The sequence below is a fragment of the Chromobacterium vaccinii genome (assembly GCF_000971335.1).
Classification (GTDB): domain Bacteria; phylum Pseudomonadota; class Gammaproteobacteria; order Burkholderiales; family Chromobacteriaceae; genus Chromobacterium; species Chromobacterium vaccinii.
In genome coordinates this window covers 18,136-41,766 of the sequence record NZ_JZJL01000038.1, presented here as the reverse complement: position 1 = coordinate 41,766, position 23,631 = coordinate 18,136, and the positions used below count along the sequence as shown (strand labels likewise).

Sequence of the window (23,631 nt, the reverse complement as noted above, 5' to 3'; positions counted from 1 at the left end):
CGGTAAGCAGGAAGCGTGCCAGCCTCTGAAACGCTGCTGCTGCATTGTGTCATAGCCGCTTTGGCTTATCCAGCCGGCTGGAATGACTGGACTTGAACCAATCTGGTGCCTCGGTCCGGGCGACGCACCGATATGGTGCAATTTGCCAGCCATGCCGGGTGGGTCGATAATCGCCAACATAAGCCCGGAATGTTGCAGGAGGAAAACAGATGAGCAGAATGAACCTGATCCTGGAGGCTGCGCACCAGCGCGCCGAACAGTTGAGCCTGTCCTACAGCGGAGCCGTGCTGCCCGACGAGGCCTATGAGTTGATGCAAGGCCTGCCCAAGGCGGTGCTGCTGGACGTGCGCAGCCACGCCGAGTGGCAATTCGTCGGCACCGTGCCTGGCGCGGTGAACATCGAATGGCGCAGCTATCCCGGCATGGAGCCGAATCCCAACTTTTTGGCCCAGCTGACCCACCAGGTCGACCCGGAGGCTGTGCTGTTGGTGATCTGCCGTTCCGGCGCCCGTTCCGACCAGGTGGCGCGGCTGGCGGCGGACAACGGCTACAGCGAGGTGTACAACGTGCTGGAAGGCTTCGAGGGCGACCGCGACGGCGACGGCCACCGCAACTCGGTCGGCGGCTGGCGCTGGCGCGGCCTGCCGTGGGTGCAGGGCTGATTGTTCCCTTGTCCGAGGCGGTTGAAGTTTGCGGCGTTAAGCGGCAAAGTGTGGGGTGAACCCGCAGCTTCGATCTGCCGACAAAGCCATGGCGCGCCGCGCAGCGCGTTCCCGATGGGCGCACGCCCGGTTTCAGGGCGCGCCGGGAGGCTTTGTCGGCGGTTCCTTGGCCGCACAAAACATATCGCATTTTGGAAAGCCGGACATGACCGACCGTTACGCCGTAATCGGCAACCCGATCTCCCATAGCCAGTCGCCGTTCATCCACGAGGAGTTCGCCCGGGCCACCGGAGAGGACATCAGCTATGAGCGCCTGTTCGCCGACATCGGCCGCTTCAACGAGGTGGTGGGCGAATTCGCAGCCAAGGGCGGCAAGGGTTTGAACATCACGCTGCCGTTCAAGGGCGACGCTTTCCGCTACGCGTCCGAGCTGACCGAGCGCGCGCGCGCGGCCGAGGCGGTGAACACGCTGGCCTTCCGCGACGGCAAGGTGTACGGCGACAACACCGACGGCGTCGGCCTGGTGCGCGACATCGTGGAAAACCTGGATTACCCGATCGCCGGCCGGCGCGTGTTGATCCTGGGCGCCGGCGGCGCGGTGCGCGGCGTGCTGGAGCCCATTCTGGAGCAGAAGCCGGCCAGCCTGACCATCGTCAACCGCACCGTGATCAAGGCCGAGGCGCTGGCGCACCATTTCGCCCGCTACGGCAAGGTGGAAGCGGTCGGCTACGCCGCGCTGGAAGGCCGCAGCTTCGACATCATCATCAATGCCACCTCCACCAGCCTGAACAATGAAATGCCGCCGCTGCCGCACGGCGTGTTCACGCCGCGCACGCTGGCCTACGACATGGTGTACAGCGCTGGCCTGACGCCGTTCCTGCAGCGCGCCCAAGGCGAAAACGCCGGCATGCTGGCCGACGGCCTGGGCATGCTGGTGGAGCAGGCGGCCGAGTCGTTCTCCATCTGGCGCGGCGTGCAGCCCGAGACGCGCAAGGTGACCAATATGCTGAGGGAAGTGTTGGCCTGAGCATGACGCGCATCCTGTTCAAGATCCTGGCGGCCCTGGTGGCCGCCTTTCTGCTGTATAACCTGTGGGTGCTCGGCCATATCGTCTACTGGCGCGACCACAATCCCGGCGCCAGTTCTTTCATGAACGAGCAGCTGGCCAGGCTGCAGCAGGACGACCCCGAGGCCGAGCTGCGCCACAAGTGGGTGCCGTACGACAAGATATCGCCGAATCTGAAACGGGCGCTGATCGCGTCCGAGGACGCCAAGTTCGTCGACCACGAAGGCTTCGATTGGGACGGCATCGAGGCGGCGTTCGAAAAGAACCTGCAGAAGGGCAAGATCGTCGCCGGCGGCTCCACCATCAGCCAGCAGCTGGCCAAGAACCTGTTCCTGTCCAGCGGCAAGACGCCATGGCGCAAGCTGGAGGAGGCGCTGATCACGGTGATGCTGGAGTCGGTGCTGGACAAGCGCCGCATCTACGAGATCTACCTGAACGTGATCGAGTGGGGCAACGGCGTGTTCGGCGCCGAGGCCGCCTCGCGCTATTACTTCCGCACCGGCGCCTCGCGCCTGTCGTCGTCGCAGGCCGCCAAGCTGGCCGCGATGGTGCCCAATCCGCGCTATTACGACGAGCGTCGCGGCGCGCCGGGCCTGGCGCGCAAGACCCGCATCATCCAGCGCCGGATGGGCTACGTCGAACTGCCCTGATCCCGCTGTTCCGGCCCGCCGCCTTGTCCGCGGCGGCGGGTGGAAGCCGCTTGTGACGATATGTTACAATCGCGACTTTCTTTTCGCGCGCCGCGCGCATGCCGCGGCCAACGCAATGGACTTACCCAGTTATCCCTTAATCGAATCCCGTATCACTCTATAAAATCCCGCCTCACACCGTCGGCCCCCTTCGCGCGCCCAGTGGGCGGAAGGAGACGTGCATGACGGTTGCCTACAAGCAACAATCCGCCGATCGTCTGCAGGAAAGCCTGGGCCTGGTGCAGCGCCTGATCGAGCGCCAGCGCCAGCTTGAACATCTTGCTACGCGTCAGGACGCGGCCGAAGCCGCCGCCGATCCGCAGGCGCCGCAACACAATCTGCTGGAGCTGGGACAGAAACTGTCCCAACTGCACCCAGCCGACATCGCCCACGTGCTGGAGGCGCTGCCGCTGGAAGACCGGCTGCTGGCCTGGGATCTGACCGATCCCTCGCGCGACGGCGCGGTGTTGCTTGAAGTGTCCGACGCGGTGCGCGAGTCGCTGATCGAGGTGATGGAGCCCGACGAGCTGGTGGCGGCGCTGGACGAGTTGGACGCCGACGAACTGGCCGAGCTGGCGCCGGACCTGCCGCGCCAGGTGGTGTACGAGGCGATGGGCCGGCTGGACGAGGAAGAGCGCGGCCAATTGCAGGCGGTGCTGTCCTACGATGACGACCGCGTCGGCGCGCTGATGGATTTCGAGCTGGTGAAGATACGCGCCGACGTCAGCTGCGAAGTGGTGCTGCGCTACCTGCGCCGCTTCGAGGATCTGCCCGGCCAGACCGACAAGATCTTCGTCACCGATGACGCCGGCCTGCTCAAGGGCGTGCTGTCGGTGCGCAAGCTCTTGGTGTCCGATCCGGACACGCTGGTGGCGGAGGCGATGGCCACCGAGGTGGTGAGCTTTCATCCGGACGAGCCGGCGGTGGACGCGGCCCAGGCCTTCGAGCGCTATGACCTGGTCAGCGCGCCGGTGGTCGACGAGCGCGGCGCGCTGCTGGGCCGGCTGACCGTGGATGCGATGGTGGACGTGATCCGCGAGGAGTCCGATAGCGAGATGCTGAACCTGGCGGGCCTGAAGGAGGAGGAAGACCTGTTCGCGCCGGTGATGGATTCGGTGAAGAACCGTTGGTCTTGGCTGGCGATCAACCTCTGCACCGCCTTCTTCGCCTCCCGCGTGATCGGCGCCTTCGAACATTCCATCGCCCAGCTGGTGGCGCTGGCGGCCTTGATGCCCATCGTCGCCGGCATAGGCGGCAATTCCGGCAACCAGACCATCACCATGATCGTGCGCGCGCTGGCCATGGGCCAGATGCAGGTTGGCCAGGCCGGCCGGCTGTGGCGCAAGGAGCTGGGCGTCAGCGTGATCAACGGCATGGCCTGGGGCAGCGTCATCGGCGTGGTGGCCTGGCTGCTGTACGGCAGCGTGTCGCTAGGCCTGGTGATGCTGGCGGCGATGACGCTGAACCTGATGCTGGCCGCCACCATGGGGGTGATGATCCCGACGCTGATGCAGAAGCTGGGCAAGGACCCGGCGCTGGGCTCCAGCGTATTGATCACCGCCTGCACCGATTCCGGCGGCTTCCTGATTTTCCTGGGACTGGCCACCCTGTTCCTGCTGTAATAGAACCATGCCGACCATAGAACAGGCGCTGCGGCGCCACCCCCTGCCCAGGCTGGAGTCCCGGATGCTGCTGACGCATGCCTGGCCCGGTCTGACCCACGCCGCCATCATCGGCCATCCCGAGCGCGAACTGCCGGATGAGGCCGCGGCCGCCTTCGACGCGCTGGCCGCGCGCCGCCTGACCGGCGAACCCATGGCTTATCTGCTCGGCGCGCGCGAATTCTACGGCCGCGATTTCCAGGTCAGCCCGGGAGTGCTGATTCCGCGGCCTGAGACTGAGCATCTGATTGAGCAGGCGCTGTCCCGCGTCGACCGGACCGCGCCGGCGCGGGCGGTGGACCTGGGCACCGGCAGCGGCATCATCGCCGTCACGCTGGCGCTGGAAGCGCCGGACTGGGTTGTGGGCGCGGTGGATGTCTCGGCCCACGCGCTGGCCGTCGCGCGCGGCAATGCCGACGCGCTGGCCGCCCGGGTCGATTTCCGGCTGGGCAGCTGGTTCGATCCGCTGGATGCGGACGCGCGTTTCGACCTGATCGTCTCCAACCCGCCGTATATCGAGCGCGACGACCATCATCTGGCCGAAGGCGACCTGCGCTTCGAGCCGCGCGGCGCGCTGACCGACGAGGCCGACGGCCTGGCCTGCCTGCGCGAGATCGCCGCCGGCGCGCCGGGGCGGCTGGCCGACGGCGGCTGGCTGATGGTCGAACACGGTTACGACCAGGGCGAGGCGGTGAGGGGGTTGTTTTCCGCCGCCGGCTTGAGCCAGGTGGAAACTATTTGCGACCTGGCCGGCCAGGACCGCATCACCGTCGGGCGCAAGGCGGGCTGAGCGATGGTCGTGCTTCGTCGATTCTGGCCGGCCGTCCTGCTGGCGGTATTGAGCGCGGCGCTGGCGGCCTGGCCGCAGGCCAATCGTCAGCTGTTTCTGTTCCTGCATCCGCTGCTGCACCACCTGCCGGCGCCGCTGTGGCGCTTTTTCAGCGTGTTCGGCGATTGGCCGACCGCATTGGCGCTGATGCTGGCCTTGTGCTGGCGCGAGCCGCGGCGTTTGCCGGCGCTGATCGCCGGTGGCGCGGCCGCCATCGTGCTGGCGGTGCTGCTGAAGGCCGGTTTCGACGTGTCCAGGCCGCCGCAAGTACTGCCGCAGGGCATGGTGGACTTATTGGATCGTTTGCCCGGAAATGGCTCCTTCCCGTCTGGGCACGCGATGGCTTCGGCCGCGCTGGCCACCTTCGCCTGGCGCGGCATAGGCTGGGGCAGGGCGGCTGCATGGCTGCCGCTGGCCGGGCTGGTGATGCTGTCCAGAATCGCCATCGGTGTGCACTGGCCGCTGGATCTGACGGTGGGCGCGCTGCTGGGCTGGGGAGCGATAAGGCTGGCGCTGCGTTTTGCCTGGCCGGATGGCTGGCCGCGAGACATCTCCCGCACGGCGGAGTTGATCCTGCTGGTGTTGCTGGCCGGCACGCTGGCCTGGCTGCTGGGGCAGCGCGGCGTGTTCGCCGAATATTGGCTGCGCGCGGCGATCGCGGGCGGGGTGGTGCTGGCCGGATTCTGGCGCTTTGCCCGGCGCGGGCACTGAGCGCGAATAAAAAAGCGGCCCGGAGGCCGCTTTTTCCGACAGGGCGATGAATCGCCGCTGCCGCTCAGTGGTGGTGGCCGTGTTCGCCGTGGGCGTGGCCGTGGCTGACTTCGTCAGCGCTGGCGGCGCGCACTTCCACCACCTTGGCGGAGAAGCGGATGCTCTGGCCGGCCAGCGGGTGGTTGGCGTCGACGACGGCTTTGCCGTCGGCGATGTCGGTGACGCGGAACAGCAGCAGTTCGCCGGTTTCCGGATCGTCAGCTTCGAATACCATGCCGACTTCGACGTCGGCCGGGAACACTTCCAGATCTTCCACGCGGATCAGCTCTTCTTCCGGGTCGCCGAACGCGTCATCGGAGGTCAGCTTCACGTCGATGGATTCACCGACATTCTTGCCTTCCAGCGCCTCTTCCACCAGAGGGAAGATGCCATCGTAGCCGCCGTGCAGGTAGCTGATCGGCTCTTCGGTCTTGTCGAGCAGGTTATTGTCGACGTCAAACATCTCGTAGTGGATCGTGACGATGGTGTTTTTGGCGATTTGCATGAGTTGGATATCCGTGATGGATGGTAAAAAAACTTGACAGGGACGGTCCCGAGGGTGTTCCTTCCACCGCAAGATAGGACGCTCGCGCGTCCGCTGGCGTAATTGTAAACCATAGACGGGCGGCTGAGCCCGTAAAAGCTGATGAATACCACAAACTTGCTGGGCGGCATGTCGCCCGAACAATTCCTCGCCGAATACTGGCACAAGAAACCTCTGTTGATCCGCGGCGCGTTGACCGATGTCGGCCCGCACGTCGATTTTTCGGTGCTGTCCGAGCTGGCGCAGCGCGACGACGCCGAGTCGCGGCTGATCGAGTACAAGAAGGGCAAGTGGCACCTTGAGCGTGGCCCGTTCCGTCCCTCGCGCTTCCGCCGGCTGGCTGACACCGACTGGACGCTGCTGGTCCAGGGCGTCAACCATCACTTGCCGCATATCGACGACATCCTGTGGCGTTTCAACTTCATCCCTTATGCCAGGCTGGATGATCTGATGATCAGCTATGCTCCGCCTGGCGGCACGGTCGGCCCGCATTTCGACGCCTACGACGTGTTCCTGCTGCAGGTGGGTGGCAAGAAGCGCTGGCAGATTTCCTCCCAGCATGACGATGACTTCATCGAGGACGCGCCGATCCGGGTGCTGAAGGACTTCCGCACGGAGCAGGAGTTCGTGCTGGAGCACGGGGACATGCTGTACCTGCCTCCGCACTGCGCGCACTACGGCGTGGCGTTGGAGCCCGGCATGACCTACTCGATCGGTTTCCGCGCGCCGCCGGCGCAGGAGCTGGCGACGCAATTCCTGGTTTATCTGCAGGACCGCGTCTGCCTGGACGGCGTCTATGCCGATCCGGACCTGAAGCTGCAGGCCGATCCGGCGAGGATAGGCGACGAGATGATAGGGCAGGTGGCTGGCCTGTTGTCGCAGATCCGCTGGGACAAGGACACGGTCTGCGATTTTCTCGGCCACTATCTGACCGAGCCCAAGGCGCATGTGTTCTATGACGCGCCGGAAGACGAACTGGACGAAGACGCGTTCGCCGAGGCATTGGCCGAGCGGGGGCTGGAGCTGGACCGCAAGAGCCAGATCCTGTTCTGCGATGCCTGCGTCTACTGCAACGGCGAGAAAGTGGACGTTTCCGATGGTGATTTTGCCGATTGGCAACACTTCGGCAATCGGCGGAGGCTGAAAGCGGGCCGCTATTCCGCCGATATGATGGACGCGCTGCACGATGGTTATCTGTCAGGTTATTGGCATCTTTCGGCAAATGTAGCAGAATAACAACAGTTTTCTTGCTTGTATCGTTCAAGCAACGCGATGGAAGGCTGAATCCAGGGGGTAAACGCCCGTTTTAATGCTTGGGCGGACACATGTCAGTCTGTGCTTGGCATTGTTGTTTTTTTAGATTTTTGCCCTCTATACAGCCATTTTTTTCGTGATACAATTTGCTCACTGATGGATTTTCAGTCGCCCGGCTTATTGTCGAGACCGTGCGATAACTGACGTCTTGTTCAACTTATCCTCAAAGGTAAAGAAAAAATGAAACAGTCGCTCCTCGTTGCTGCCCTGCTGGCCGTAGCCCTGTCCGCTTGCGGTAAAAAAGAAGCTCCGGCTGAAGCCTCCGCTCCGGCAGTTGAAGCGTCCGCTCCGGCCGCTTCCGCTCCGGCAGCTGAAGCTTCCGCTCCGGCCGCTTCCGCTCCGGCTGCTGACGCTTCCGCTCCGGCTGCTTCCGCTGCCAAGTAATTAGCGGCGAGCAACACAAAAAAACCGGCCTCGGCCGGTTTTTTTGCGCCTGCTGTTTGGCGCGGGATCGATGATTTGTAAATGTTTGGTGGAAAAACCACAGTTATTGCTGTCGAATACAAAGCGTTACATATTGCTATCGGTAATCAGCAGCGCTATTTCATCTGGCGGTTTCTAGCGACCGGGCGGCAATTAAATGAATCCCGCATAAGAAACAGCCCGCTTTCGCGGGCTGTTGTTTTTTGGTCCAAGGCTTGTTGCGTTATTGCAGCTCGGTCTGCAGTTTGCCGAGCGCCGCTTTGACGAAGTCGTCGGACAGCGGCTTGCCCTGCTTGTCCTGGATCTGCAGGGTGGTGGTGGCGCCCTGTTCGACCAGCTTGATCCGATACTCGGGGGCGGTCGGTTTGATCGCCTGGCCGTCCTTGTTCTTCCAGAAGGCCAGATTGGACCAGAAGCCGCCGGATTCTTCCTTGTCGGTGTCGCCCTTGGCCGGCTTCACGTAGTACAGGCCCTGGGAACGGTCGCGGTCGGTGACGATCAGGCCGACGCGGTCCAGCGCCAGGCCGACTCGGCGCCAAGCGCGGTCGAAGCCGTCGGACAGCTGCAGCTGGCCGTCGACGATCGGATCCTGCGGCTTGGCCGGCTTGGCCAGCGTCTGCTTGACCTGGTCGCGGGCCTTCTCTTCGTTCATGCCCAGCCGCATCATGAAGCGGCCCAGCAGCTCGGCTTCCAGATTGGGGTCGGTGGCGCGCGGCTGCCACACGGTGTTGGTCTTGCTGTTGTCGGCGTAGACCTCTTCCATGCCGCGGTGCGAGAAGTAGACCTCGGTGCCCTGCGGGGTGTTTTCCAGGCGGATGCGGAACTTGTCGCGCTCGCCGGTGGAGTACACGCTGCCGAGGCCGACGGTTTCCAGCAGCTTGCGCAGGCCGTCGTTAGGCAGTTTGGCGCGGTTTTCCGCCCAGTCGGTTTCCATGATGCCCAGGCCCGGGTCTTCGGTTTTGATCACGAAACCGTTTTCCTGCCAGAACGCCTTCAGCACCGGCCACAGCTCGGCGGCCTTCTTGTTGCCCACCAGTAGCCAGCGTTGGGTGCCGGCGCGTTCCATCTTGATGTTGTCCAGCTGATTGACGGCGACGGGCGAGCCGACCGTCGGTTCCGCGGCGTCGACGTTGGTCGCGGTGGCGCCGGCAGGCAGGTTGTACTTGTTCTGGACTTGCGGCGCGGTCAGATCGGGCGGCACTTCCAGGCTGTTGGCGGTGGTTTTCGGAGCGTCGGACTTGAAGTCCAGAGGCTTGCTCAGCGGTTGCTGGGTGCTGCAGGCGGCCAGAACGCCGCTTGCCAGCAGAATCGCGACGGACGCGCTTCGTTTCATGCTTACTCCCATCTTTCGGGGGTGAATCAAATGACTTCGGCTTGTTTCAGCGCCGCGTCCACCAGAGGTTGGGCGGCGGCGCTCAGCGGGGTCAGCGGCAGGCGGATGCCGGCGGGGATGCGTCGCATCCTCTCCAGCGCCCACTTTGCCGGGATCGGGTTGGGTTCCACGAACAGCTGCTTGTGCAGGCCTTGCAGCTTGTCGTTGATGGCGCGGGCCTTGCGGGCGTCGCCGGAGGTGGCGGCTTGGCAAAGCTCGCTCATTTGTTTGGGCGCGATATTGGCGGTGACCGAGATCACGCCGTGGCCGCCGCACAGCATGAAGGCCATGCCGGTGGCGTCGTCGCCCGAGTACAGCGCGAAGCCTTCCGGCGCGCGCAGCGCCAGATCGCAGGCGCGGCCGATGTCGCCGGTGGCGTCTTTCAGGCCGACGATGTTCGGATGGGCGGCCAGGCGCAGCGCGGTGTCGTTGCTCATGTCGGCGACGGTGCGGCCGGGAACATTATAAAGGATGACGGGCAGCGGGCTTTCGTCGGCGATGGCCTTGAAGTGCTGGTAGATGCCTTCCTGGGTGGGCTTGTTGTAGTAGGGCACCACCGACAGCACCATGTCGGCGCCGACATCGGCCGACAGCTTGCCCAGCTCGATCGCCTCGCTGGTGGCGTTGCCGCCGGCGCCTGCGATCACTTTGACCCGGCCCTTGGCGTACTCGACCACCGCTTTCACCACGGCGATGTGCTCTTCCACCGACAGGGTGGCTGATTCGCCGGTGGTGCCGACGGCGACGATGCCGGCGGTGCCGTTTTCGATGTGGAACTCAACCAATCGTTGCAACGCCGCAAAATCCACCGCCCCATCGTTCGACATCGGTGTTACGAGCGCTACCAAGCTGCCGGTAAGCATAGTTTTGCCTATCTGGAATAAGGATTTACAAGGTTTACGATTGTATCGGAATTCGTCTGGCTGGCAAAAGTTCGTGAGACGCGGCCGCGCGAGGCTTCGGGGAATGGTCCCCGTTGTGATAGAATCCTACGTTTTTCCGATACTTAGAACCTGTTTGAGATCTTGTCCGAAGGCGGCCATTTGATGGGCGCGCCGCGGCGTCAGTCCCCGCCGGAGGCGTTTGGCGAAGCCATGCGCCGGCGAAAAGAGGCCGGGAGACGCTCGCGAAAAGATCGCAAACAGGCTCACGGCCCTGGCTGAAGGATCCTCAAGCGTGATTACCACAAGCAACATTACCATGCAGTTTGGCGTGAAACCTCTGTTCGAGAAGGTTACCGTCAAATTCGGCGAAGGCAACCGTTACGGCCTGATCGGCGCCAACGGTTCCGGCAAGTCCACTTTCATGAAAATCCTGGGTGGCGATCTGGAGCAGACCGCGGGCGAAGTCGCCATCGAGAATGGCTTGCGCCTCGGCAAGCTTCGCCAGGACCAGTTCGGCTATGAAGATCAGCGCGTGATCGACGTGGTGATGATGGGCCACACCGAGATGTGGGCGGCGATGAGCGAACGCGACGCCATCTACGCCAACCTCGAAGCTACCGAAGAAGACTACATGCACGCGGCCGAGCTGGAGGCCAAGTTCGCCGAGTACGACGGCTACACCGCCGAAGCGCGCGCCGGCGAGCTGCTGATGGGCGTGGGCATTCCGGTCGACCAGCACTTCGGCCCGATGAGCGAAGTGGCCCCGGGCTGGAAGCTGCGCGTGCTGCTGGCGCAGGCGCTGTTCTCCAATCCGGACATCCTGCTGCTGGACGAGCCGACCAACAACCTGGACATCAACACCATCCGCTGGCTGGAGCATGTGCTGAACGAGCGCAACTCCACCATGATCATCATCTCGCACGACCGCCACTTCCTGAACTCGGTCTGCACCCACATGGCGGATCTGGACTACAACACCATCCGCATCTACCCGGGCAACTACGACGACTACATGATCGCGTCGGCCCAGGCCCGCGAGCGCCAGCTGTCGTCCAACAGCAAGGCCAAGGAGCGCATCCAGGAACTGCAGGAATTCGTGGCGCGCTTCTCGGCCAACAAGTCCAAGGCCCGCCAGGCCACCTCGCGCCTGAAGCAGGTGGACAAGCTGAAGTCCGAGATGGTGGAGGTGAAGCCGTCCAGCCGCCAGAACCCGTTCATCCGCTTCGAGATGGATGACAAGTTCAAGCTCCACCGCCAGGCGGTGGAGGTGGAGAGCCTGAACAAGGCCTACGACAGCAAGGTGCTGTTCAAGGATCTGAACCTGATTCTGGAGGCCGGCGCGCGCCTGGCCATCATCGGCCCCAACGGCGCGGGCAAAACCTCGCTGGTCAAGTTGCTGGCCGGCGCGTTCGAACCAGCCTACGCCGAAGGCCTGACTGCCGATTACGGCAACATCAAGTGGGCGGAAAAGGCCCAGATCGGCTATTTCGCCCAGGATCACGAGGCGGACTTCGACAGCGACTGGACCCTGAGCGAGTGGATGCGCCAATGGGGCCAGGAGGGCGACGACGAGCAGGCGATCCGCGCCACGCTGGGCCGTTTGCTGTTTGGCGGCGACGAGGTGGGCAAGGCGGTGCGCGTGCTGTCCGGCGGCGAGAAGGGCCGCATGCTGTACGGCAAGCTGATTCTGCAGAAACCGAACGTGATGATCATGGACGAGCCGACCAACCACATGGACATGGAATCGATCGAATCCCTGAACATGGCGCTGGAGAAGTACAAGGGCACCCTGATCTTCGTATCGCACGACCGCCAGTTCGTCAGCTCTCTGGCCACCCACGTGCTGGAGCTGGACGGCAAGGGCGGTTACGACTACTACACCGGCAACTACGAAGACTACCTGGCCAGCAAGGGCCTGGAATAATCCGGTTACGGTCTGTCACAGGCCGTAGCTTTACCGACGGGAGGGCGTGCGCTATATTGCGGTGCACAAACTCCCGTTTTTCATATCCGCGATCCGCGGAAAGACAACAATAATCGGGGATTCGGCCGGGAAGGCCGATGCTGGAGACATCCGGGCTCATCCGTCCTGGCGACCCGATGAGATCTGCAAGCCAGAGAGATAGAAGGAAATCACATGCGTTTGAAAGGGAAAGTATCCATCATCACCGGCTCGGCCAGCGGCATCGGCAAGGCGACGGCGGAGAAGTTCGTCAAGGAAGGCGCTATCGTCGCGGTGTGCGACCTGAATCCGGACGCGGTCAAGACCGTGGTCGATGAACTGAAGGCGCTGGGCGGCGAGGCCTACGGCTACAAGGTGGACGTCACCGACAAGGGCCAGATCGCCGAGATGGTCGCTGACCTGAAAAATCGTTGCGGCCGCATCGACGTGCTGGTCAACAACGCCGGCATCGTCCAGGACGCGCAGCTGATCAAGATGAGCGAAGACCAGTTCGACAAGGTGATCGACATCAACCTGAAGGGCGTCTACAACTGTGCCCGCGCCGTGGTGGACACCATGGTGGAGCAGGGCGGCGGCGTGATACTGAATGCGTCGTCGGTGGTCGGCGTTTACGGCAACTTCGGCCAGACCAATTACGCGGCCGCCAAGTTCGGCGTGATCGGCTTCGTCAAGACCTGGGCCAAGGAGCTGGGCAAGAAGGGCATCCGCGCCAACGCGGTGTGTCCGGGCTTCGTGGCCACGCCGATTCTGAAGGCGATGCCGGAAAAAGTGCTGCAGGCGATGGAAGACAAGGTGCCGATGCGCCGCATGGCCGATCCGGCCGAGATCGCCAACGTCTACGCCTTCCTGGCGTCCGACGAGGCCAGCTACATCAACGGCGCCGCCATCGAGGTGACCGGCGGCCTGACGCTGTAAGCGCTAGCCTGTCCTCCCAAAGAAAACGCCCCGGCTGGTCCGGGGCGTTTGTGTATCGGCTGAGCGAGCGAAGCGAGGCCCCCTTGCAGAGCAAGGGCGGGGGGATGGGGATGCAAACGACAGGCTGCGGAATTGACTGCAAGAGTGGAGGGGCCCGGCTTTGCCGGGCCCTGTAGGTTCGCGCTGAATCATGATATCCGCAGCCGGCGCCCCGGCTGATCCGGGGCGTTTGTGCGTCGGCATGCGTCGGCGGGCGCTCATTCCTCGTCGTCGACGTCGTGGGCCAGCAGAGCCGAGTCCACCTCGCGCCGGTGCAGATGCGGCGCGAACAGTTCGATGAAGGTGTAGGCGAAGCCGCGCAGATAGGCGTCCTTGCGGATGCCGATCTTGGTGGTGGACGGTTCGAACAGGTGGCCGGCGTCGATCGCCGTCAGGTTGTGGTCGCGCTCGGGCTCGAAGGCCATGCTGGCGATGATGCCTATGCCCAGGCCCAGCGAAACGTAGGTCTTGATCACGTCGGTGTCGATCGCGGTCAGCACCACGTTGGGCGTCAGGCCCTGCTCGGCGAACGATTTGTTGATCTTGGAGCGGCCGGCGAAGGCGAAATCATAGGTGACGATCGGGTATTGGGCGATGTCGGCCAGGGTCACCTCGCGCTCCAGAGCGGTGAGCGGATGGCCTTTGGGCACCACCAGCGAGCGGTTCCACTCGTAGCAGGGCAGCGTCGCCAGTTCCTTGTACAGAGCGATGCCCTCGGTGGCGATGGCGAGATCGGCCTCGCCGGACACCACCATGTCGCAGATCTGCGTCGGGCTGCCCTGTTTCAGCGACAGCCGCACCTTGGGGTAGCGGCGCACGAACTCGGCGATGGCCTGCGGCAGCGCGTAACGCGCCTGGGTGTGGGTGGTGGCGATGGTCAGCGCGCCTTCCGACTCGCGGGAGAACTCGTCGCCGACGCGCTTCAGGTTCTGCGCCTCGCGCAGGATGCGTTCCGAGATGCGCAGCACTTCCTTGCCCGGCTCGGACACCGAGACCACCCGCTTGCCGTTGCGGATGAAGACCTGGATGCCCAGTTCGTCCTCCAGCAGGCGGATCTGCTTGGAAATGCCGGGCTGCGAGGTGTGCAGCTTCTCGGCGGCCTCGGAAACGTTGAGCCCTTGCTTGGCCACTTCGACCAGGTAGCGGAGTTGTTGTAGCTTCATCTTGGCGATCTATCCTCTATACAACCTGTAGTCATTAAATACTAACACAATATTCTTTTAGGTTTATAAGCGCTTTGGTTAGGATACGCTCGAACCATCCCCGGAGCGCTTAATGAGCCTGGAGTCCAAACTCGCCGCCACCACGGCCCTGTTGCAAACCGTCGCCGCCGAGCACCCCGACGCGGTGCTGGCCAACAGCTACGGCGCCGAAGACATGGTGCTGACCGACCTGATCGCCCGCCTCGATCTGCCGCTGGAAAGCTTCAGTCTGGATACCGGCCGCCTGCCGGCCGAAACCTACGACCTGATGCAGCGGGTGGCCGAGCGCTATCCAGGCCATCCGGTCAGGGTGTATTTCCCCGACACCGCCGCCACCGAGCAGTACGTCAACTTCCACGGGATCAACGGCTTCTACCAGAGCGTCGATCTGCGCAAGTCCTGTTGCCAGATCCGCAAGCTGGAGCCGCTGAAGCGCGCGCTGGCCGGACGTTCGGCCTGGATCACCGGCCTGCGCCGCCAGCAGTCGCCTACCCGGCAGGACCTGGCCGACAGGGAGTACGACGCCGATAACGGCCTGGTGAAGTTCAGCCCCTTGCTGGAATGGACCGAGGCCGAGGTGTGGCAGTACCTGAAGGAAAACCAGGTGCCGTACAACGCGCTGCACGACCGGCACTACCCGTCGATAGGCTGCGCGCCCTGTACCCGCGCCATCAGCGCGGGCGAGGATGTGCGCGCCGGGCGCTGGTGGTGGGAAAACCCGGAAACCAAGGAGTGCGGACTGCACGCGAAGTCCAGTCCGCTGCAACGCCCCGTTTGAACCGCCGGCCCGCAGTCGTCGGCATTCCCGCTGGAATCCAAACATGTATCGATACGATGAAGTAGACCATCGGCTGGTGCGAGAGCGCGTGGTGCAGTTCCGCGACCAGACCCGCCGTTTTCTGGCAGGCGAGCTGTCCGAGGACGAGTTCCGGCCGCTGCGGCTGATGAACGGCCTCTACATCCAGCGCCATGCGCCCATGCTGCGGGTGGCGATTCCCTACGGCCACTTGCGCAGCGAGCAGTTGCGCAAGCTGGCCGACATCGCCCGCCGCTACGACAAGGGCTACGGCCACTTCACCACCCGGCAGAACATCCAGTTCAACTGGCCGGAGCTGTCCAAGGTGCCAGACATCCTGGAAGAGCTGTCCACGGTGGAAATGCACGCGATCCAGACCTCCGGCAACTGCGTGCGCAACACCACCACCGACGCCTTCGCCGGCGTGGCCGACGACGAGCTGTTCGACCCGCGGCCCTACTGCGAGATCATCCGGCAGTGGAGCACGATGCACCCGGAATTCACCTTCCTGCCGCGCAAGTTCAAGATCGCGGTGTCCGGCAGCGTGGAAGACCGCGCGGCGACCATGGTCCACGACATCGGCCTGCACGTCAGCCGCAACGAGGCCGGCGAGGCGGGGTTCAAGGTGATCGTGGGCGGCGGCCTGGGCCGCACGCCGATGGTGGGCGAGGTGATCCGCGAGTTTTTGCCGCGCCAGCATCTCTTGACCTATCTGGACGCGGTGCTGCGGGTGTACAACCGTTTCGGCCGCCGCGACAACAAGTACAAGGCGCGCATCAAGATTCTGGTCAAGGCGCTGACGCGGGACGGTTTCGCCGCCAAGGTGGAGGACGAATGGCGCCATCTGAAGGATGGCCCGGCGACCCTCCGCGACGAGGATGTCGTCCATTACGCCAGCTTCTTCGGCGATCCGGCTTACAAGATGCTGGCCGACGACCCGGCCGAGCTGGCCGGGCCGCTGGCCGAGGACAAGGCCTTCGCCCGCTGGTTCGAGCGCAATACCCGCGGCCACCGGCTGTCCGGCTACCGCTCGGTGGTCCTGTCGCTGAAGGAGACCGGCGCGCCTCCGGGGGACATCAGCGCCGAGCAGATGGAAGCCGCCGCCGACTGGGCCGAGCGTTTCGGTTTCGGCGAGCTGCGCGTAGCCCACGAGCAAAATCTGGTATTGCCGGATGTCGAGCAGAAGGATCTGTACACGCTATGGCGCGAGGCGCGGCAACTGCGCATGGCGACGCCGAACATCGGCCTGTTGACCGACATCATCAGTTGCCCGGGCGGCGACTTCTGCTCGCTGGCCAACGCGCGCTCCATCCCGGTGGCCAACGCGATCCAGAAAACCTTCGACGATCTGGATTACTTGTATGATCTGGGCGACATCGCCTGTAACTTCTCCGGCTGCATGAATGCCTGCGGTCATCACCACATCGGCAATATCGGCATTCTCGGCGTCGACAAGAACGGCGAGGAGTGGTACCAGATCACGCTGGGCGGCAGCCAGGGCAGCGACACCGCCATCGGCAAGGTGATCGGCCCGTCTTTCGCCCAGGCCGACGTGCCGGTGGCTTTCTCCAAGATCATGCAGGTCTACATCGAGCGGCGGCAGAACGGCGAGCGCTTCATCGAAACCTTGCGCCGCCTCGGCGCCGAACCGTTCAAGGAGAGGGTGTATGCCCCAGTTCATTAAGGATGGCCGGCTGCAGGCCGACCACTGGCGGCTGTTGCGGCCGGACGAGAGCGGCAAGCTGCCGGAAGCGGATCCCGCCGAGGATGTGATCGTGCCGCTGGCCAGCTGGCTGGCCGATGTCGACGGTTGGCGCGCGCGCGGCGGGGGCGTCGGCGTCTACCTGTCGCCGGACGACGATCCGGCGCAGCTGCAGCCTTATCTGGCCGAGCTGGCGCTGGTCGCCGTGGATTTTCCCGCCTTCACCGATGGACGGGGCTACAGCCTCGCCAGGCTGTTGCGCGAGCGCTATGATTATGCCGGCGAGCTGAGAGCGGTGGGCGATGTCTGGGCGGATCTGATCCGGCCCTTGTGGCAAGTGGGTTTCGACGCCTTTGCGGTCAAGGACGGCAAGTCGCTGGATGATGGTGATTATTACAATACCTTCAGTGATAGCTATCAAGTAACTTACAGGCAGCCGTTGCCACTGTTTCGCCGGCGCGTCACAAGACCGTAATGTGTCGCATGGGAGACACAGCTTCGGGTATAATTTAGCGAAATGTGATGTATTTATACAACGCTGACGCGACAAAGCGCTCGACGCTGTGTTGACATGGTGTTGCAGCATTCCTATAGTGCGGGTTAACTGCATCAACACAGCATGTAGCCATCCCTGATGTTTGCAGTCAACTTAGTTCGCGTGGTCTTTGCGTCAGCCCGCATTGCTACCCATTTTATAGATTAAAGAGGGAATAACATGACTAAACAGCTGAAACTGAGCGCACTGGTTGCCGCCCTGTTGGTTTCTGCTAGCGCTTTTGCTGCCAAACCGGGTTATGCCGTTGACCAATCCACTGACGCAGTGACCCGCAACAGCTACGGCGAATGCTGGAAGACCACCTACTTCGACAAGGCCAAGGACGGCCTGGTTGAATGTGGCGATCGCGAAGCCGCCAAGCCGGTTGTCGCCGCTCCGAAGCCGGCTCTGGTTTCCGTGAAGGAAAAAGTGACCTTGTCCGCCAAGGTTCTGTTCGACTTCAACAAGTCCGTTCTGCGCGCTGACGCCAAGAACGAACTGGACCCGCTGGTCGCCAAGCTGAAGGCCCACGCCGGCAAGGGTTACCTGAACGGTGTTGAAATCGACGGTTACACCGACTTCATGGGTTCCGACAAGCTGAACAACGCTCTGTCCCAGAATCGCGCCGACGCTGTCAAGAACTACTTCGTGAATGCTGGCGTGCCGGCCGAGAAGGTTGCCGCTGTAGGCAAGGGCAAGGCTGAAGCCAAGATGACCGAAGAGTGCAAGGCCAAGTTCCCGAAATACGTGAAGAACAAGAAGCAAAACGCCGAAATCAAGGCTTGCATCGAGTCTGATCGCCGCGTGGAAGTGACCATCGACGCTGTTAAAGAGTCCGTGGTAGAGAAGTCTGGCAACTAATTTTTGCCAAACGCCAAAAAGCCCCGCTGCATGCGGGGCTTTTTGTTTGCCCTCCCTCCGGATCATGTCTGGACGCTATCGCTAGCCGGCGGCTACAATCGAAGGTTTCGGGACGTATGTAAAGACAGCGAATGCAGGTATTTCTGGGGGATCCGCGTCGTTTCGCCCTGCCGGGATGCGCGTTGACCATCGGCAATTTCGATGGCGTGCATCAGGGCCACAGGCGCATGCTGGAACGTTTGCGCTCGGAAGCGCGCGCGTTGCCGACAGCCTTGCTGACCTTCGAGCCGCACCCGCGCGAGTTCTTCGCCCGCGCCAATCCGCCGGCGCGCTTGTCGACCTTGCGCGACAAGTTCGCGCTGCTGGAAGAGCTGGGCTTGATCGATTACGTGTTCGTTTACCGTTTCAACCACAGTTTTTCCAATATGTCGGCGCAGGGCTTCGTCGACCAGGTGCTGGTGCGGGAACTGAATACGCGGTATTTGCTGATCGGCGACGACTTCCAGTTCGGCTCCGGCCGCAAGGGCGATTTCGAGTTGCTGGCCTCCTGTCCGCATTTCGCCACCGAGGCGATGCCGTCGGTGCTGGTCAAGGGCGAACGCGCTTCCAGCACCTTGGTGCGCGAGCGTTTGGCCGCCGGCGATCTGGATTCGGCCAACGCGTTGCTGGGCGGCGTGTACCGGATATCGGGCAAAGTGATGCATGGCAAGAAACTGGGGCGCACGATAGGCTTTCCCACCGCCAACATCCACCTGCCGCATTTGAAGCCGGCGTTGAAGGGCGTGTTCGTGGTGGAGGTTGACGCGCCGCAGGGCCGCCTGGGCGGCGTGGCCAGCCTGGGCCTGAACCCGACGGTCAGCGACACCTTGGATTACAAGCTGGAAGTGCATCTGTTCGATTTCTCGGGCGATCTGTACGGCCAGCGGCTGACAGTACGCTTCCTGAAGAAACTGCGCGACGAAGAGCGCTATGATGATCTGGCGACCCTGGTGGCCCAGATCGAGCGCGACGCGGCCAGCGCCAAGACCTATTTGACAAGTTTGCAGCGAGAGCAGGCATGAGCATCGATTATCGTAAAACCGTAAACCTGCTGGATACACCCTTCGCCATGCGCGGGGATCTGGCCAAACGCGAACCGGCCTGGGTCAAGCGCTGGCAGGAAGAGAAGCGCTACGACAAGCTGCGCAAGCTGTCCGCCGGCCGGCCCAAGTTCATCCTGCATGACGGCCCGCCGTACGCCAACAACGACATTCACCTGGGCCACGCGGTCAACAAGGTGTTGAAGGACATCATCGTCCGCTCCAAGACGCTGGCCGGCTTCGACGCGCCCTATGTGCCGGGCTGGGACTGCCACGGCCTGCCGATCGAGCTGATGGTCGAGAAGCTGCACGGCAAGGACATTCCCGCCGCCAAGTTCCGCGAACTGTGCCGCGAATACGCCAAGGAGCAGGTGGCGCGCCAGAAGAAGGGCTTCATCCGCCTGGGCGTGCTCGGCGACTGGGACAATCCCTATCTGACCATGGATTTCAAGACCGAGGCCGACATCGTCCGCACGCTCGGCAAGATCCATGAAAACGGCTATCTGACCAAGGGCGAGAAGCCGGTGCACTGGTGCATCGAGTGCGGCTCGTCGCTGGCCGAGGCCGAAGTGGAATACGAAGACAAGGTGTCGCCGGCGATCGACGTCGGCTTCAAGGTGATCGACGCCGACAAGGCCTCCGCCGCCTTCGACGCCGACGCATCCGGCGCGCTGGCCGTGATCTGGACCACCACGCCGTGGACGCTGCCGGCCAATCAGGCCGTCGCGGCCGGCGCCAATCTGGATTACCAGTTGGTCGACACGCCCAAGGGCAAGCTGATCCTGGGCAAGGATCTGGTCGAGTCGGCAATGAAGCGCTACGGCGTTGAAGCGTACCGCGTGCTGGGCGAAGCCAAGGGCGAGGCGCTGGAGCTGATCCAGCTGCGCCACCCGTTCTACGACCGCCAGGTGCCGGTGATCCTGGGCGACCACGTCACCACTGACGCCGGCACCGGCTTGGTGCACACCGCGCCGGCCCATGGCCTGGAAGACTTCCAGGCCGGCCTGCAGTACAAGCTGCCTATCGCCAACCCGGTTGCCGACGACGGCCGCTACAAGAGCACCACCGAACTGTTCGCCGGCATGCTGGTATGGGACGCCAACCCGCGCGTGATCGAGACGCTGGAGTCGCACGGCACGCTGGTGCACAAGGCCAAGCTGGAGCACAGCTACCCGCATTGCTGGCGCCACAAGACGCCGATCATCTTCCGCGCCACGCCGCAGTGGTTCATCAGCATGGACCGCCAGGCCAATGGCGGCGAGACGCTGCGCGAGATCAGCCAGCGCGCCGTCGACGCCACCGAGTTCTTCCCGGCCTGGGGCCGCGCCCGTCTGGACGCGATGATCAAGAACAGCCCGGATTGGTGCGTATCGCGCCAGCGCAACTGGGGCGTGCCGATGACCTTCTTCATCCACAAGGAGTCGGGCGAGCTGCATCCGCGCTCAGCCCAACTGCTGGAGGAAGTGGCGCTGCGCATCGAGCAGCAGGGCATCGAAGCCTGGTTCAGCCTGGACGCCAAGGAATTGCTGGGCGGCGAGGCCGAGCAATACCGCAAGCTGACCGACACGCTGGACGTGTGGTTCGACTCCGGCGCCACCCACTTCGCGGTGCTGAAGCAGCGTCCGGAACTGGCCTGGCCGGCCGACCTGTATTTGGAAGGCTCCGACCAGCACCGCGGCTGGTTCCAGTCGTCGCTGAAGACCGGCTGCGCCACCATCGGCCGCGCGCCGTACAAGCAGCTCTTGACCCACGGCTTCACCGTGGACGACAAGGGCTACAAGATGTCCAAGTCCAAGGGCAACGGCATCGCGCCGGAAGAGATCTGCGGCACCCTGGGCGCAGACATCCTGCGGCTGTGGGTGGCCAGCGCCGACTACTCCGGCGACATGTCGCTGTCGCAAGAGATTCTGAAGCGCACCACGGAAAGCTACCGCCGCCTGCGCAACACTATCCGCTTCCTGCTGTCCAATCTGTCGGACTTCGATCCGCTGGAGCACACCGTGCCGCTGGACAAGATGGTGGAGCTGGACCAGTACGCGCTGTTGCGCGCCCGCGAGGTGCAGGAAAAAGTGGTGGGCGAGCTGTACTCCCGCTACGCCTTCCACCACGTGGTGCAGGAAGTGGTCGGCTACTGCTCGGAAGACCTGGGCGCGTTCTACCTGGACGTGATCAAGGACCGCCTGTACACCACCCAGGCCGGCAGCCATGCCCGCCGCAGCGCGCAGACCGCCTTGTACCACATCACCCGCAGCCTGTTGCTGATGGTGGCGCCCATCCTGTGCTTCACCGCCGACGAGGCGTGGAATGTGCTGGTGGACAGCGAGGAAGAGTCCACGCTGTATCACATCTGGCATGAGTTCCCGGCGCAGGCCGTCGAGCGCGAGGCCGCCTTGTCCGCCAAGTGGCAAGCGATCCGCGAGCTGCGCGTCGCGGTGAACAAGGAGATCGAGGAGCTGCGCAGCGCCGACAAGCTGGGCTCTTCGCTGCAGGCGGAGATCGAAATCGACGCGCCGGCCGAGCTGGCCCGCCATCTGGCCAGCTTGGGCGAGGAACTGAAGTTCGTGTTGATCGTGTCCAAGGCGGGTGTGCGCGAGGCCGGCGAGCTGGCCATCCGGGTATCCCCGTCCGCGCACGGCAAGTGCGACCGCTGCTGGCACTACCGCGCCGATGTGGGCAGCCACGCCGGACACGGCGCTGTCTGCGGCCGTTGCGTCGACAACCTGGACGGCAAGGGCGAGCCGCGCTTGCACGCCTGACCGTCCGCCGGGGCCGCTCAGGCGGCCCCGCCAGCCCATGGATACCGATAGATGGATTCTGCAATGACTATGCCCGGCGCCCGCAGCTGGCCCAAGTGGTTCGCGCTGGCGGCCCTGGTGATCGTACTGGACCAGATCAGCAAGTTGTATTTCAACAGCCGCTTCCAGTACGGAGAAATCCGGCCGGTGGTGGAAGGCTTTTTCAATTTCACCCTGGTCTACAATCCCGGCGCGGCGTTCAGTTTTTTGCACGATGCCGGCGGTTGGCAGAAGTATCTGTTCACCATCCTGGCCTTCGCCGTGTCCGGCTGGCTGGGTTGGAACATCGTCAAGCGGCGTTTTTCCGGCATGATGAACCTGGCCGCGGCCTTCATCATGGGCGGCGCGCTGGGCAATGTGATCGACCGCCTGGCTTATGGCCACGTGATCGATTTCATCATGCTCCACTACTACAACCAGTGGTTTTACCCGGCGTTCAACCTGGCCGATTCCTTCATCTGCGTCGGCGCGGCGCTGATGGTGCTGGACAGCCTGAAAAAACCGTCGAACTGAGACGGCCGCCGTTGTGAATGCAAGGCGATGGCCCGCGCAGCGGGCCATTCGCGCACCTGCCGGGACGCGGTTCCGGCTCGATTGAGGAAATTTTGATGACGAAGACCATCATGCTCGCCAACCCGCGCGGCTTCTGCGCCGGCGTCGACAGGGCCATCGCCATCGTCGAGCGCGCCATCGAGCTGTACGGCGCGCCCATCTACGTGCGCCATGAAGTGGTGCACAACCGCTTCGTCGTCGATGACCTGCGCAACAAGGGCGCGGTGTTCATCGAGGAATTGAAGGACGTGCCGCCCGGCAGCACGCTGATCTACTCCGCCCACGGCGTGCCGCTGACGGTGCGGGCGGAGGCTGAGGCGCTGGGACTGACGGTGTTCGACGCCACCTGTCCGCTGGTGACCAAGGTGCATGTCGAGGTGAAGCGGATGCACAAGGCTGACATGGAAATCATCATGATCGGCCACGCCGGCCATCCGGAAGTGGAAGGCACGATGGGCCAGGTGGATTCCGGCATGTATCTGGTGCAAACGGTAGACGACGTCGCCACGCTGCAGGTCAAGCGCGAGGACGCGCTGTCCTACGTCAGCCAGACCACGCTGTCGGTGGACGAGACCCGCGACATCATCGCCGCCCTGAAAGCCCGCTTCCCCAAGATCCACAGTCCGAAGAAGGACGACATTTGCTATGCGACGCAGAACCGCCAGGACGCGGTGAAGCTGCTGGCCGACCAGTGCGACATCGTGGTGGTGGTGGGGTCGCCCAATAGCTCCAATTCCAACCGCCTGCGTGAAGTGGCGGCGCTGAAGGGCGTGGACGCCTATATGGTCGACAACGCCAGCCTGCTGGAGCCGGAATGGTTCGCCGGCAAGCGCCGCGTCGGCGTCACCGCCGGCGCCAGCGCGCCGGAAGTGCTGGTGCAGGCTGTGATCGACCGCATCAAGGCGTTCGACGTCACTCAGGTCACCGAGCTGCCCGGGGTGGAGGAGAGCACGGTGTTCGCCTTGCCGCTGGCGCTGCGTCCGCAAGCCTGACGCGAA

At 63.5% G+C, this 23,631-nt stretch carries 21 protein-coding genes; 17 read left to right on the top strand and 4 right to left on the bottom strand.

The features are described from left to right. Positions 1–209 precede the first annotated feature (209 nt). The 6 genes from VL52_RS17150 to VL52_RS17125 all read left to right on the top strand — a co-directional run bounded on the left by VL52_RS17150 (position 210) and on the right by VL52_RS17125 (position 5,618). A complete protein-coding gene (locus VL52_RS17150) occupies positions 210–662 on the top strand; it encodes a rhodanese-like domain-containing protein (RefSeq protein ID WP_046158171.1) in 453 nt (150 codons plus the stop codon). 205 nt (positions 663–867) lie between these two features. Further along, complete coding sequence (gene aroE, locus VL52_RS17145) at positions 868–1,689, top strand: shikimate dehydrogenase (RefSeq protein ID WP_046158170.1); 822 nt, start codon at positions 868–870, stop codon at positions 1,687–1,689. A gap of 2 nt (positions 1,690–1,691) precedes the next feature. Continuing rightward, entirely contained in the window at positions 1,692–2,378 is a 687-nt protein-coding gene (gene mtgA / locus VL52_RS17140; protein WP_046158169.1) for a monofunctional biosynthetic peptidoglycan transglycosylase, read from the top strand. Positions 2,379–2,599: 221 nt separating this feature from the next. Beyond that, entirely contained in the window at positions 2,600–4,039 is a 1,440-nt protein-coding gene (gene mgtE / locus VL52_RS17135; RefSeq protein WP_046158168.1) for a magnesium transporter, read from the top strand. A gap of 7 nt (positions 4,040–4,046) precedes the next feature. Beyond that, positions 4,047–4,868, top strand: coding sequence for a peptide chain release factor N(5)-glutamine methyltransferase (gene prmC / locus VL52_RS17130; protein ID WP_046158167.1), 822 nt, complete (start codon positions 4,047–4,049; stop codon positions 4,866–4,868). Positions 4,869–4,871: 3 nt separating this feature from the next. Then, positions 4,872–5,618 (top strand): phosphatase PAP2 family protein, encoded by a 747-nt coding sequence (locus VL52_RS17125; protein ID WP_046158166.1) that lies wholly within the window; start codon positions 4,872–4,874, stop codon positions 5,616–5,618. Between the two features lie 64 nt (positions 5,619–5,682). Here the strand turns inward: VL52_RS17125 and VL52_RS17120 are convergent, their stop codons facing one another. Then, complete coding sequence (locus VL52_RS17120) at positions 5,683–6,162, bottom strand: FKBP-type peptidyl-prolyl cis-trans isomerase (protein ID WP_046158165.1); 480 nt, start codon at positions 6,160–6,162, stop codon at positions 5,683–5,685. A 141-nt stretch (positions 6,163–6,303) separates the two neighbouring features. On the opposite strand from VL52_RS17120, the gene VL52_RS17115 reads away from it, so the two are divergent. After that, the gene (locus tag VL52_RS17115) at positions 6,304–7,437 is read left to right on the top strand and encodes a ribosomal protein uL16 3-hydroxylase (protein WP_046158164.1); all 1,134 of its coding nucleotides are present in this window, start codon (positions 6,304–6,306) and stop codon (positions 7,435–7,437) included. A 724-nt stretch (positions 7,438–8,161) separates the two neighbouring features. On the opposite strand, the gene bamC is transcribed toward VL52_RS17115, so the two are convergent. Together bamC and dapA are read right to left on the bottom strand one after the other, a co-directional pair. Further along, complete coding sequence (gene bamC / locus VL52_RS17110) at positions 8,162–9,271, bottom strand: NlpB/DapX family lipoprotein (RefSeq protein WP_046158163.1); 1,110 nt, start codon at positions 9,269–9,271, stop codon at positions 8,162–8,164. 26 nt (positions 9,272–9,297) lie between these two features. Next, positions 9,298–10,173: a 4-hydroxy-tetrahydrodipicolinate synthase gene (gene dapA, locus VL52_RS17105; protein ID WP_046158162.1), complete on the bottom strand. Its 876-nt coding sequence runs from the start codon at positions 10,171–10,173 to the stop codon at positions 9,298–9,300. A gap of 313 nt (positions 10,174–10,486) precedes the next feature. Here dapA and VL52_RS17100 point away from each other — a divergent pair, with 313 nt between their 5' ends. After that, positions 10,487–12,118 (top strand): ABC-F family ATPase, encoded by a 1,632-nt coding sequence (locus VL52_RS17100; RefSeq protein ID WP_046158161.1) that lies wholly within the window; start codon positions 10,487–10,489, stop codon positions 12,116–12,118. A 213-nt stretch (positions 12,119–12,331) separates the two neighbouring features. Continuing rightward, positions 12,332–13,072: a 3-oxoacyl-ACP reductase FabG gene (gene fabG / locus VL52_RS17095; protein ID WP_011137123.1), complete on the top strand. Its 741-nt coding sequence runs from the start codon at positions 12,332–12,334 to the stop codon at positions 13,070–13,072. Between the two features lie 257 nt (positions 13,073–13,329). On the opposite strand, the gene cysB is transcribed toward fabG, so the two are convergent. Next, the gene (gene cysB, locus VL52_RS17090; protein WP_021479010.1) at positions 13,330–14,274 is read right to left on the bottom strand and encodes an HTH-type transcriptional regulator CysB; all 945 of its coding nucleotides are present in this window, start codon (positions 14,272–14,274) and stop codon (positions 13,330–13,332) included. A gap of 112 nt (positions 14,275–14,386) precedes the next feature. On the opposite strand from cysB, the gene VL52_RS17085 reads away from it, so the two are divergent. The 8 genes from VL52_RS17085 to ispH all read left to right on the top strand — a co-directional run bounded on the left by VL52_RS17085 (position 14,387) and on the right by ispH (position 23,625). Further along, the gene (locus VL52_RS17085) at positions 14,387–15,091 is read left to right on the top strand and encodes a phosphoadenylyl-sulfate reductase (protein ID WP_021479009.1); all 705 of its coding nucleotides are present in this window, start codon (positions 14,387–14,389) and stop codon (positions 15,089–15,091) included. A 43-nt stretch (positions 15,092–15,134) separates the two neighbouring features. Next, on the top strand, positions 15,135–16,793 hold the full coding sequence (locus tag VL52_RS17080; RefSeq protein WP_046158160.1) for a nitrite/sulfite reductase: 1,659 nt from the start codon (positions 15,135–15,137) through the stop codon (positions 16,791–16,793). Further along, on the top strand, positions 16,777–17,286 hold the full coding sequence (locus VL52_RS17075) for a DUF934 domain-containing protein (RefSeq protein ID WP_046158159.1): 510 nt from the start codon (positions 16,777–16,779) through the stop codon (positions 17,284–17,286). Before VL52_RS17080 ends, VL52_RS17075 begins: the two co-directional genes overlap by 17 nt. 240 nt (positions 17,287–17,526) lie before the next feature. Further along, positions 17,527–18,207 carry an OmpA family protein gene (locus tag VL52_RS17070; protein ID WP_021479006.1) on the top strand — a complete coding sequence of 227 codons (681 nt, stop codon included), beginning with the start codon at positions 17,527–17,529 and terminating at the stop codon, positions 18,205–18,207. A gap of 131 nt (positions 18,208–18,338) precedes the next feature. Beyond that, positions 18,339–19,268 carry a bifunctional riboflavin kinase/FAD synthetase gene (locus VL52_RS17065; protein WP_046158158.1) on the top strand — a complete coding sequence of 310 codons (930 nt, stop codon included), beginning with the start codon at positions 18,339–18,341 and terminating at the stop codon, positions 19,266–19,268. Then, positions 19,265–22,042: an isoleucine--tRNA ligase gene (ileS, locus tag VL52_RS17060; protein WP_046158157.1), complete on the top strand. Its 2,778-nt coding sequence runs from the start codon at positions 19,265–19,267 to the stop codon at positions 22,040–22,042. Before VL52_RS17065 ends, ileS begins: the two co-directional genes overlap by 4 nt. A 69-nt stretch (positions 22,043–22,111) precedes the next feature. Then, positions 22,112–22,594, top strand: coding sequence for a signal peptidase II (gene lspA, locus VL52_RS17055; RefSeq protein ID WP_021479003.1), 483 nt, complete (start codon positions 22,112–22,114; stop codon positions 22,592–22,594). Between the two features lie 95 nt (positions 22,595–22,689). Further along, positions 22,690–23,625, top strand: a complete 936-nt coding sequence (gene ispH / locus VL52_RS17050; RefSeq protein WP_046158181.1) for a 4-hydroxy-3-methylbut-2-enyl diphosphate reductase — start codon at positions 22,690–22,692, stop codon at positions 23,623–23,625. Positions 23,626–23,631: the final 6 nt, after the last annotated feature.